The organism is Streptomyces sp. RP5T (genome assembly GCF_003933965.1).
Classification (GTDB): Bacteria; Actinomycetota; Actinomycetes; order Streptomycetales; family Streptomycetaceae; genus Streptomyces.
This window is the reverse complement of sequence record NZ_RSAJ01000027.1, coordinates 21,280-32,944: the sequence shown is the minus strand read 5'-3', so window position 1 is coordinate 32,944 and position 11,665 is coordinate 21,280. Positions and strand designations below refer to the sequence as shown.

Below are 11,665 nucleotides of genomic sequence, written 5' to 3'. Positions count from 1 at the left end.
GAGGAGTCCGAGGCCGGCGAGGACCGCGCCGAGTCTGTGGTGGGGATGAGTGAGCCCGAACATCCGGCATACCTCCGTGAGGAGTGGGGGAAGGGTGCTGCGGGAGAAGAACTACGCGCATAGATATGCGAAGAGTTTGAACGGTACATGACATGCAGATGGCTGAACAGAAGCGATCCGGTCCTCCCGACGAGGATTGACCCGGTGTTGACCGACCGTTGGGACACGGCACGCGTGTCACCGCCGCCGACGGGCGCCGCCCGCGGCAAATCCCGTTGCGGACGCCGGGGCCCGACGGCAGGCTGCAAGCGCCCACCTCCCCTGCCCGTGACGGAGACTCGCTTGTCCTTCGACATCACCCCGCTCGCCGATCCCCGACCCGGCGCCTCCAGCCGCCGTCTGGCCTGGCTGGCCTCCGGGGACGACGGGGTCCCTCTCGGGTCCGCCTTTCTGCGGCTGTTCACGAAGGAGGGGCAGGAGCACCTCGCCGAGCTGCGGCTCGCGGTGCACGGCGCCGAGCGGCGGCAGGGCGTCGGGACCCGGCTCCTGGAGGCCGCCGTGGACGCGGCGCGCGAAGAGCGGCGGCGGTCGGTGATCGCGCAGGCCGTACAGGGCTCCCCCGCCGACCTGTTCCTGGCCGCACGGGGCTTCCGCCCGGTACTGACCCTCACGTACGCCCGGCTCCCCCTCGCCGACATCGACCGTGCCACCCTCGACGCGCTCGTCGAAGTGCCCCACCCCGGTTACCGGTTGACCGCGTGGGAGGGCACCGTGCCGGACGCCCTGGCGCGGTCGTTCGCCCGGTCCCGACGCGCGATGGACGACATGCCGATGGACGACACGGACTTCGGGACGGTCGTCTGGGACGTGGACCGCGTGGTCGCCGCCGCGGAGGCCGTCGCCCGGCGCGGTGAGCTGCTGCACACCGTCGCCGTCGTGGACGCGGGGGACGGCAGCGTGGTCGGCTTCTCCGAACTGGTCGTGCCCGGCGACGGGTTGGGCGACGGACAGCACTACGGCACCGCCGTGCTCCCCGAACACCGTGGGCGTGGGCTGGCCCGCTGGATGAAGGCCGCGGCCGTCCGCCACACGCTGGAGCGGCACCCGGCGCTGTCCGGGCTCCGCACCGACACCGCGGAGAGCAACAAGCCCATGCTCGCCGTCAACGACTCCCTGGGCTACCTGCCGACGCACAGGGCCGTGGAGTACCAGCTCGACCTGTGATCACCGGCTCTCGGCACCGGCCGGAGGGCACCAGAAGGCACCGGAGCAGCTTCGGCCGGCCCGGTGACCTGGGCGCACCGCCCGGTCCTACGGCTGGTAGACGTGCGGCTGTGTGATCGTCAGCGGCTCGAACCCGAGGCGTTCCAGGATCGGGCGGCTGGTGGGCAGCGCGTCGACCTGGAGGTAGCGGTACCCCCGCTCCATCGCCGCGCGGGCGCGGTGGGCGACCAGGGCGCGGTAGATGCCGCGGCCGCGCCAGCCCTCGACGGTGCCGCCGCCCCACAGTCCGGCGAAGCGGGTGCCGGGCACGAGTTCCATACGGGCCGCGCTCACCGGCACGTCCCCGGCGAGCGCGACGACCGCCACCACGGTGTCGGGGTCGTCCCGCAGCCGGGCGAGCAACTGGTGCCGCAGCCGGGAGCTGTCGGTGCCGAAGGCCTTCTCGTGCACGTCCGCCACGAGGTCGACCCCCGCCCGGTCGGTGACCGGGAGGAAGCGGACGCCCTCCGGCGGCCGGACGTCCAGGGTGAGGTCGGCGACCTCGGCGATCATCAGCGTCTCCTCGGGCTCGGCGGTGAAACCGGCCGCTCTCAGCCGCTGTCCGAGGTCGACGGGCAGGTCGTGGCCGTACAGCTTCCACTCGAACTCGCGGCCGAGCCCGGTGTAGTACGCGATCTGCTGGGCGATCGCCTCGTCGGCGCTCGCGGCGTCGAGGCCGGACCAGACGACGCCGTTCCAGCCGTGCTCGGTGGCGACCTGCCGGACCACCCGGCCCGTTCGCTCCACACGCGCGCCGGGGCCGTCCGGCTGTGCGCCTTCGCGCATGTCCCGGTCGAAGAGAGCGAGTACCGCTGCATGATCCATGCGCTCACTCCATCACCCGGGCGTCCGTGCGGCAATGGCGTTTACGGTCACCCGGCCGCCGCGCGCACCGCGGCCAGATAGGCGCTGAGCCGGTCGCGGTTGCGGGCCAGGCAGTCGATCCGGGCCTGGATGCGGTCGACGTGGGCCTCCAGGAGGGCGGCCGTCCCCGGCGTCAGGTGCTCGGGCGGCAGCAGGATCTCCTCCGGCCCCGACAGGTACGGCAGGATCGTGCGGATCATCTCCGTGGTCAGGCCCGAGTCCAGCAGCCCGCGGATCTGCTGGACGTCCCGGACCGCCGCCTCGTCGAAGGAGCGGTAGCCGTTGTCGTCCCGTGCGGGGTGGAGCAGGTCCTGTTCCTCGTAGTAGCGCAGCAGCCTGGTGGGGACTCCGGTACGGCGGGACAGCTCACCGATCCTCATGACGCCCTCCCGTCGGCCCTTGCCTTCACACTGATGTGAGGGTCCGACCATGGTCGCATGTCCACCGTCTCCCTTGCCCGGGGCCCGGCGCTGCCCGCGTCCGCCCCGCTGCCGTGGTCCGGGCTGCTCGCCCTGTCCACGGCCGCCTTCACCGCCGTGCTGACCGAGCTGCTGCCGGCGGGTCTGCTGCCCCGCATGGCCCCGGCCCTGGACGTTGCCGAGGCCCGGATCGGCTTCCTCGTCACCGGGTACGCGGCCGCGTCCTTCGCCGCCGCGATCCCGCTCACGGCGCTGCTGCGCGGGCTGCCGCGCCGGCCGGTGCTCATGGGGGCGCTGGTGGCGTTCGCCCTGAGCAACGCGGTGGTGGCGCTGTCCTCGTCGTACGCCCTGACGTTCGCCGCGAGGCTGGCGGCCGGGTGCGCGGGCGGCACGCTCTGGGCGATGCTCGCCGGGTACGCGGCCCGGATGGTGCCCGCCGCGCGGCGGGGCCGGGCGATAGCGATCGTGCTCGCGGGGATCACCCTCGCCCTGTCGCTGGGCGTCCCGGCCGGCACCGCGCTGGCCGGAGCGGTGGGCTGGCGCACGGCGTTCGGGCTGCTGTCCGCCCTCGCGGTGCTGCTGGTGGGCTGGGTGCGGTGGCGGGTGCCGGGATTCCCCGGCGAGGCACCGCACGCACGGGTGCCGCTCCTCCGGGTCGCCTCGCTGCCGGGCGTCCCGGCCGTGTTGTCGGTCACGCTGTTCCTGCTGGTGGGGCATCAGGTGATGTACACGTACGTCGCCCCGTTCGCGGCGCATGCCGGCTACGGCCGCACGGGCGTGGTCCTGCTGGTGTTCGGAGCGGCGACGGTGGTGGGGATCTGGGTCACCGGGCTGCTGGTGGACCGGCGTCCGCGGGCGACGCTGCTCGGGGCGCTGGGGTTGTGCGCCGCCGTGATGCCCGTCCTCGGGCTGCTGACCGGGGCCGCGGGCGTGCTGCTGGTGCCGGTCGTCCTGTGGGGGATCGCCTTCGGCGGCGCGCCGACTCTGATCCAGACCGCGCTGGTCGGTGTCTCGGGCCCGGAACGGGCGGACGTGGCCACGTCGTTGCAGACCACGGTGTACAACGCGGGCATCGCGGTGGGCTCGCTCACCGGCGGGATGGTCCTGGAGGACCTGGGGCCGGGCGCCCTGCCGTGGGTGTCGCTGCCGCTGGTCGCGGTGGCCCTCGGGGTGGTCGCCGTGGGCCGGCGATCCGCGTTTCCGCCCCGACGGCACCGCCCCTAGGCTCGGTGCATGGTCGTGAAGAAAAGCGAACTGCCGTATCTGAGCCGCTGCGTCGAGCTGGCCGCCGAGGCGCTGGAGGCCGGGGACGAACCGTTCGGCTCGGTCCTGGTGAGCGCCGGCGGCGAGATCCTCGCCGAGGACCACAACCGCGTGGCCTCCGGCGACCGCACCCGCCACCCCGAGTTCGAACTGGCCCGCTGGTCGGCGGCGCACCTGACGCCCGCGGAGCGGGCCGCGGCCACCGTGTACACCTCCAACGAGCACTGTCCGATGTGCTCCGCCGCGCACGCCTGGGTGGGCCTGGGACGCATCGTGTACGTCGCCTCGTCCGAGCAACTGGCCGAGTGGCTGGACCAGTTGGGCGTCCCGGCGCCACCGGTGCGGACCCTGCCGGTCCACGAGATCGCGCCCGGTGTGCTCGTGGAGGGCCCGGTACCCGAGTTCACGGAGCGTGTACGGCAGTTGCACCACCGGTTCCACCGGCGCTGACCGCCGGTCCGCCGGGATGCAGCACCCCACCCCCGTGCCTACGATCGAAAAGGATCCCGGGACCAGGTCGAAGGCCCGGTCTCCTCCAGTGGCCAGTAGGGGGAGGCGGATGCCCGTGCAGTCGGCACGTCGGCCGATGGCCGCCCATGTCCTCCTGGTCGCCGTCGCCACCCTCTGCTACCTGACGTTCCCGGCCGCGCGCACACCGGTCTGGGCGGTCATCGGACTGGCCGGCGTCTGCGCCGTGCTCGTCGGCGTGCGGCTGCACCGGCCCGCCCACCGCTGGCCCTGGTGGGTGCTGGCGGCGGGCCTGTTCACCTTCGTCGTGGGCGACACGTACTACAACGTCATGGAGGAGTACTACGCCGTCACCAACCCCGTCCCCTCCCCCGCGGACGCCTGCTACCTCGCCACCTACCCGCTCTTCGCGGCCGGCCTGTACGGGCTCATCCGCTACCGCTGGGCGGGCCACGACCTGCCCAGCCTGCTCGACGCGCTGATCTTCACCGCGGGGCTCGCCCTGCCGGTGTGGGTGTACCTGGTGATGCCGCTCGCCGAGGCCGAGGGCCTGACCTGGCAGCACCGGGCCGTCAGCATCGCCTACCCCCTCGGGGACGTCCTGGTGCTCGCCCTGCTGACCCGGCTGCTGACCCCGAGCCCAGTCGACGGGCACAACCGGTCGGTGCAGTTGCTGGTGATCGGCACCCTGACCCTGCTCGGCTTCGACATCGCCTACGGCATCCTCCAGCTCAACTCGCTGTGGCAGGCCGGCACCCTGCTGGACTCCGGGTGGATCGTCTTCTACACGGCCTGGGGCCTGGCCGCCCTGCACCCCTCGATGCGGGAGCTCACCTCCGTCGTCCCGCAGCGCCACTCCCCGCTACCGCCGCCGCACCGGCTCGTGATGCTGGCGGCGGTGACCCTCATCGCCCCGGGGATCCTGCTGTACGAGGCGCTCACCCACAACGCCCGCCACGCGGCGGTGATCGCCGCGTTCTCGGCCGTGCTGTTCCTGCTGGTCATCCTGCGGCTGGCGGGCATGGTCGTGGCCCACCGGGGCGCCGTGGCCCGCGAACTGGCCCTGCGCCGGGCGGCCGGGGCCCTGGTGTCCGCGGTCCGCAGGCAGGACGTCGCGGAGGCCTGCGAGGCGGCCGTCGGCAGGCTCCTGGGCCCGGCGGTCCGGCACCGGACGCTGCTGCTGTCGGCCGAGGAGGCCGCGCCCCTGCGTCCCCGTGAGGCCCGTCTGGTGGCCCCCGCCGACCTCGGCCCCGGCGTCGCGGACCGGCTGGACGGACTCCCGGCCGTCCAGGTGTGCCCCATGACCTCACCCGACCGCCCGGCCACCCCGGACCCCGGGGTCCTGCTGATCGCCGGCCCCCACGGCCCGCTGACCGAGACGCACGGCTCGCTGGAGATCCTCGCCTCCCACGCCGGGCTCGCCATGGAAAGAGTGCTGCTGCGCCAGGAGGTCGTCCGCCAGGAGAGCGAGGCCTACTTCCGCACCCTGGTGCGCAACACCTCCGACGTCATCCTGATCGTCGAGGACGACGACACCATCCGGTACGCCAGCCCCTCCGCCGCCGCCGTCTTCGGCACCGCGGACCTCCCCGGCACCTCGCTGCCGGACCTGGTCGATCCCGGCGACCGGCAACGGGCGGCCCGTGAGCTGGCCGCCGTGCGCGAACACGGGCCGCGCGTCACCCACGACCACTGGTGGGTGCGGCACCGGGAGGGCCGGGCGGAGGTGGAGGTGCGGTGCAGTGACTTCCGGGACGAGCGGACCGTGGCCGGTCTGGTGGTCACGCTCCGCGACGTGACCGAGCAGCGCAGGCTGGAGAACGAGCTGACCCAGCGTGCCTTCCACGACTCGCTGACCGGGCTGCCCAACCGGACGCTGCTCCTGGAGCGCATCGAGCGCGCCCTGCTGCGCGGCCGCCGCGGGTCGGCCCTGACCTGTCTGCTCTTCATCGACCTGGACGACTTCAAGCAGGTCAACGACACCATGGGGCACTCGGCGGGCGACCACCTGCTGGTCGCGGTCGGCAACCGGCTGACCCGGACCCTCAGGCGCACCGACACCGCGGCCCGGCTCGGCGGTGACGAGTTCGCCGTACTGATGGAGGACGCCCGGGAGCCACTCGACGCCGAACTGCTGGCGGCGCAGGTGGTGCAGACCCTCACCAGGCCGTTCGTGCTCGGCGACGAGTCGGTCACCGTCTCGGCCAGCGTGGGCGTCGCCACGGCCCGCGACAGCACCGACGCCGAGGAACTGCTCGGTCACGCCGATCTCGCGCTGTACGCGGCCAAGTCGGCGGGCAAACGGCAGTGGCGGCGCTTCAGGCCGATGCTGCACGCCCGCATGGTCGAGCGGCACGATCTGCAGAGCCGGCTCGCCGAGGCGGTCGCCGCACAGGAGTTCGCCCTGCGCTACCAGCCCGTCGTGGACATCGACGTGGGCGAGGTGGTCGGCTTCGAGGCACTGGTGCGCTGGCCGCGGGCCCCGCACCGGCCGGTGTCGCCGGAGCAGTTCATCACCCTCGCCGAGGAGACCGGGCACATCGCGCCGCTGGGCTCGTGGGTGCTGGAGAACGCCGTCGGCGACATCGCCGGCCTGCAGCGGCTGCCGGGGCCGGTGACGCCGCCGTACGTGAGTGTGAACGTGTCCGCGCGCCAGTTCCGCGACGCCGGGTTCGTGGACCAGGTCGGCCGGGCGCTGCGGACGCCCGGGCTCGCCCCCGGTTCCCTCCAGCTGGAGCTGACGGAGACGGTGCTGCTGCGCCGGGACGCCCAGATCCAGGCGGTGCTCCAGGCCCTCAAGGAGCTGGGGGTGCACATCGCGGTCGACGACTTCGGCACGGGGTTCTCCTCGCTGCGCTATCTGCGGGACTTCCCCATCGACGTACTGAAGATCGACAAGTCGTTCATCGACGACATCACGCGCGACGCCCGGCAGGTCGCGCTCGTCGAGGGCATCGTCCGCATCGCCGACACACTGGGGCTGCAGGTGATCGCCGAGGGCATCGAGGACCCGGCGCAGCGGGACATGCTGGCCGCGATGGGGTGCCGGTTCGGGCAGGGGTTCCTGTTCGCCCGGCCCATGACGGTCGAGCAGAGCGAGCGGGTGCTGCGGCAGGACGGCGGGCGCGTCGTGCCGGGTTCCGGCGGCAGCGACGGGCGCCCGGCCCGAAGGTCCGCGGCCTCGGCCTCCGCCGAGCGGCGCGCGGCGGACCTGGACCGTCTGCGGCGCACCAGTCCGATGACGGACGCGGTCATCGACGAGGTCCGCGGCCGCCGTATCCGCAGCCGCGGCCGCTGGCTCAGCGACTTCGCCTCCTGCAACTACCTCGGCTTCGACTGGGACCCGGAGATCGCCGCCCGCATCGACCCGGCGGTACGCCGGTGGGGCACCCACCCCAGCTGGTCACGGCTGCTGGGCAGTCCGCGGCTGTATCCGGTGCTGGAGGAGCGCCTCGCCGCGCTGCTGTGCGCCCCCGACACCCTGCTGCTGCCGACGCTGACCCTCATCCACGCCTCGGTGATCCCGGTCCTCGCCGACGGCGGCCACGTCTTCGTCGAGGCGAGCGCGCACCGCACGGTGTACGACGGCTGCGTGGCCGCCCGCGGCCAGGGCGCCACCCTGCACCGCTTCCACGCCGAACGGCCCGAGGAACTGGACGCGTTGCTCTCCTCGGTGCCCGCCCGCACCACCCGGCTGGTGTGCATGGACGGCGTGAACAGCATGACCGGCAACGTCCCCGACCTGCCCGTGCTGGCCGCGCTGTGCCGCGACCGGGGCGCGACGCTGTACGTGGACGACGCGCACGGCTTCGGAGTGATCGGGGAACGCGGACCGAACGAGCCCTGCCCGTACGGTCGGCGCGGCAACGGCGTGGTGCGGCACACCGGTGAGTCGTACGACGGGATCGTGCTGGCCGGCGGCTTCTCCAAGGCGTACTCGTCGCTGCTCGCGTTCCTCGCGCTGCCCCGTGACCTGAAGGACCGTCTCAAGACCACCGCGGCCCCCTATCTGTACTCCGGTCCCTCGCCCACGGCGTCGCTGGCCACCGCGCTGGCCGGGCTGGAGGTCAACGACCGCCGGGGGGACGCGCTGCGGGCCGACCTGTACCGCAAGACCACGCGGGTGCTCGACCATCTCGCGGACCTCGGCGTGCGCACCCTCAACACCGACCGGCTGCCCATCGTGGAGGTTCCGCTCGCCGACCCGGCCGACCTCGACGCGGTCGCCGCGTTCCTGTGGGACGAGGGCATCTACGTGACGCTCGCGGCCCATCCGCTCGTGCCCCGCGACCGGGTAGGTTTCCGGGCCCAGATCACGGCGCTCAACTCCGACGAGGACATCGACCGGCTGAACACGACGCTGACCGCCCTGGCCGGGCGCTTCCGGCTGCGGCCGCGGAACTGAGGAGGTGGTGACGGTGGTGATGACGCACAACGACGACGTGGACTGGGACCGTTGGCCGGTCGCCGACTATCTCGCCGAGAACTACCGGGAGTTGCACCCCTCGGACGCCGAAGTGATCGCCCACCACTCCGCGTTCTACCGGCGTCTGGCTCCCGGCGGGGTGGCCCGCTCGGTGGAGTTCGGTGCCGGGCCCAACCTGTATCCGCTGATCCTGGCGTCCGCGGCGAGCCGGCACGTGGACGCCGTCGACGCCGGCGCGGGCAACGTGGCCTATCTGCACCGGCAGATCGTGTGCGGGCCGGACGCGAGCTGGCTGCCGTTCCACGCGCTGTGCCGGCACCTCAACCCCGACCTGCCGAGGACCCTCGCGGCGTCGCTGGCGCAGGTGCACGTCGTCCACGCGGACGTCCGGGACCTGGAGCCGGGCGGCTACGGGCTGGCCTCCATGCACTTCGTCGCCGAGGGGGCCACGGAGGACTTCGCCGAGTTCGCCGGCTTCTGCCGGGCGTTCGTCCGCTGTGTGGTGCCGGGCGGGTATCTGGTGGCCGCGTTCATGGAGAACATGCCGACCTACCGCGTCGGGCCGAGCTCGCGCTGGCCGGGCTGTCCGGTGACCCCCGAGAGCGTCACGGAGGTGTTCGCACCCCTGACCCGCGAGCTGTCCGTCACCCGCGTCGACACCGACCCGACCCTGCCGGACTACGGGGACTCCGGGATGGTGCTCCTCACGGCGGTGACGGCGGACGGGCAGAGGTGAGCAAACCCCTCACCACCGGTGCGGGGCAGGGCACGTGCCGTGGTCCCGCTCGTGCGGAGGCGGGCCGTGGCAGGGGCGCTTATCGTGATCGAGGGCGCCGATGGGCGTCCTTGGAGGCATGGATGCTCGCCAAGGTGACGAGGCGACGATGCGCTGTGTCCGGAGCCCTCGGGCTGGCCCTGCTCGGCGCCGGACTGCCGGCCGCGGCCGCGGACGGCTCCGGACCGGACCTGTCGCGCTTCTACGGCCAGAAGATCCGGTGGTCGAAGTGCGTGGGCATGGAGACGCCGAAGGATCTCCAGTGCGGAAAGGTCACCGTCCCCCTCGACTACGCGAAGCCCCACGCGGGCACCCTCGACCTGGCGCTCGCCCGCTACCGGTCCACGGCCCGGCACAAGCGCGGCTCGGTGCTGATCAACTTCGGTGGTCCGGGCGGCGCGGGCGTACCCGCGCTCGCCGCGGGCGGGGACGACTTCATGGGCCTCACGGACGAGTACGACGTGGTGTCGTTCGACCCGCGGGGCGTGGGCCGGTCCTCTCCGGTCAGCTGCGGCGCCGGCACCGACGAGGCCCTGGCGGCCACCGACGACGAGACGGCCGTCGCCCAGAACCCGCGGACAGTGCTGAGCAGGCTGCGGGACGCGGCCGCCCAGTGCGCGCGGCACTCCGGCCCCGTGCTGCGGCACATCGGCACCGTGAACGTGGCCCGCGACCTGGACGTCATCCGCCAGGCCCTCGGCGACAAGAAGCTCAACTACCTCGGCTTCTCCTACGGAAGCCGGCTCGGGGCGGTGTACGCGGCCCGGTTCCCGAAGAAGGTGGGCCGGCTGGTGCTGGACGGGGTGGACACCCTCACCGAGCCGTTGTCCGAGCAGGGCGTGGCGGGCGCGGCCGGGCAGCAGACGGCGCTGGAGGACTTCGTCGACTGGTGTGTCAAGGACATCGCCTGCCCCCTCGGGACCGACGCGCGGGGCGCCCGGGAGCAGGTCCTGCGGCTCGTGGCGTCGCTGGACGAGGACCCGGTGCCGACGGATTTCGGCCCCGCCTTCACCGGGCAGGACCTCGTGGGCGCCCTCAGTCAGGCCCTGTACAGCGAGGATCTGTGGCCCTCCCTGGAGCGTGCGCTCGCCGAACTCGTCGAGGACGGCGACACCACGGGGGTCCTCACCTTCGCGGGCGGCGGCTCCGGGTTCCTCACCCGCGCGCGGCCGCCCACCGACGACCCGACGGACACCCCGCTCTCCGATGTGGAGGACGTGCCGATCGACAATCTTCCGGCGGCGCTGATGGCGGTCAACTGCGCGGACGATCCCGACCGCCCCGGCGCCGACCGGATCGCCCGGGACCTGACCCGGCTGCGCGCCGCGTACGAGCAGGCGTCGCCGGTGTTCGGCCGCTACCGGCTCACCGAGTACCTCATGTGCTACGGCCGTCCCAGGGGCACCGACTACATCCGCGAGAAGGTGCGCGACGTGCGTACTCCGAAGATCCTGCTCGTCGGCACCCGCGGTGACCCGGCGACGCCGTACCGCTGGACCGAGGAGACCGCCGAGCGCCTCGGCGATGCGGCCGTGGTCCTCGACAACAAGGGCGAGGGCCACACCGGTTACGGCTCCTCCAAGTGCGTGCACCGCAAGGTCGACGACTTCCTCCTGTACGGCAGCCTGCCCCCCAACGGCAGCTCCTGCGGCCCCGAACGCGAGGAGTGAGTTCCGCGCGGGCCGGTACCGACCGACTGAGACTGCGTCGCCTGGTACACACCGACGCGTGTGCGCACAACCCCTCCGACGGAGTCGCCCTCCACCGGCGTAGGGACAGGCGGCGGGCACAACACGGTTACGGCTATTGGGTCGTCGGACGCCACGGCCGTGCCCGGCAGCCCGGCTTCCGCGGGATCGAGCCGATGGGGCTCCACGGAGAACCGGTGCTGAACCTCTTCCACCGTTTCGCCCCCTCCCCCGGGGCGGCGCACGTGCCGGACCTCCCGCTCATCGCCCGCGTGCGCCCGGCGAACAGGGCTTCACAGCGTGTGGCGGAACGTGCGGGCCTCAGCCGGGCCCCGCACCTCGACACCGAGGGATACGACGGCTTCGACTGGATATACGTGGCACGTCCCGAGCACTGGGCCGCCTAGAGGGCTCCGCGTACGCGAGCCGGCACGGCCGAATGACCTGCGCGGCCGATCAAGTTGCCCCAAATGCCTGATCGGCCGATCGGTCCTATGGT

General features: G+C 73.0%; 9 protein-coding genes. 7 read left to right on the top strand and 2 right to left on the bottom strand.

All coding sequences use genetic code 11. The annotated features are described in order from the left end of the window. Positions 1-342: 342 nt before the first annotated feature. On the top strand, positions 343-1,224 hold the full coding sequence (locus EHS43_RS05190; protein WP_125189339.1) for a GNAT family N-acetyltransferase: 882 nt from the start codon (positions 343-345) through the stop codon (positions 1,222-1,224). An 87-nt stretch (positions 1,225-1,311) separates the two neighbouring features. Here the strand turns inward: EHS43_RS05190 and EHS43_RS05185 are convergent, their stop codons facing one another. Both EHS43_RS05185 and EHS43_RS05180 read right to left on the bottom strand, forming a co-directional pair. Continuing rightward, positions 1,312-2,088 (bottom strand): GNAT family N-acetyltransferase, encoded by a 777-nt coding sequence (locus tag EHS43_RS05185; RefSeq protein WP_125189338.1) that lies wholly within the window; start codon positions 2,086-2,088, stop codon positions 1,312-1,314. Positions 2,089-2,135: 47 nt separating this feature from the next. Further along, on the bottom strand, positions 2,136-2,507 hold the full coding sequence (locus EHS43_RS05180; RefSeq protein WP_125189337.1) for a MerR family transcriptional regulator: 372 nt from the start codon (positions 2,505-2,507) through the stop codon (positions 2,136-2,138). Positions 2,508-2,564: 57 nt separating this feature from the next. On the opposite strand from EHS43_RS05180, the gene EHS43_RS05175 reads away from it, so the two are divergent. The 6 genes from EHS43_RS05175 to EHS43_RS05150 all read left to right on the top strand — a co-directional run bounded on the left by EHS43_RS05175 (position 2,565) and on the right by EHS43_RS05150 (position 11,573). Beyond that, positions 2,565-3,770: an MFS transporter gene (locus EHS43_RS05175; protein ID WP_125189336.1), complete on the top strand. Its 1,206-nt coding sequence runs from the start codon at positions 2,565-2,567 to the stop codon at positions 3,768-3,770. Positions 3,771-3,779: 9 nt separating this feature from the next. Continuing rightward, positions 3,780-4,259, top strand: a complete 480-nt coding sequence (locus EHS43_RS05170) for a nucleoside deaminase (protein ID WP_125189335.1) — start codon at positions 3,780-3,782, stop codon at positions 4,257-4,259. Positions 4,260-4,395: 136 nt separating this feature from the next. Further along, positions 4,396-8,682 (top strand): aminotransferase class I/II-fold pyridoxal phosphate-dependent enzyme, encoded by a 4,287-nt coding sequence (locus EHS43_RS05165; RefSeq protein WP_125189340.1) that lies wholly within the window; start codon positions 4,396-4,398, stop codon positions 8,680-8,682. Positions 8,683-8,701: 19 nt separating this feature from the next. Further along, on the top strand, positions 8,702-9,439 hold the full coding sequence (locus EHS43_RS05160) for a class I SAM-dependent methyltransferase (RefSeq protein ID WP_125189334.1): 738 nt from the start codon (positions 8,702-8,704) through the stop codon (positions 9,437-9,439). A gap of 122 nt (positions 9,440-9,561) precedes the next feature. Beyond that, positions 9,562-11,148: an alpha/beta hydrolase gene (locus EHS43_RS05155; protein WP_125189333.1), complete on the top strand. Its 1,587-nt coding sequence runs from the start codon at positions 9,562-9,564 to the stop codon at positions 11,146-11,148. Positions 11,149-11,342: 194 nt separating this feature from the next. Further along, positions 11,343-11,573, top strand: coding sequence for an acetyltransferase (locus EHS43_RS05150; protein WP_125189332.1), 231 nt, complete (start codon positions 11,343-11,345; stop codon positions 11,571-11,573). Positions 11,574-11,665: the final 92 nt, after the last annotated feature.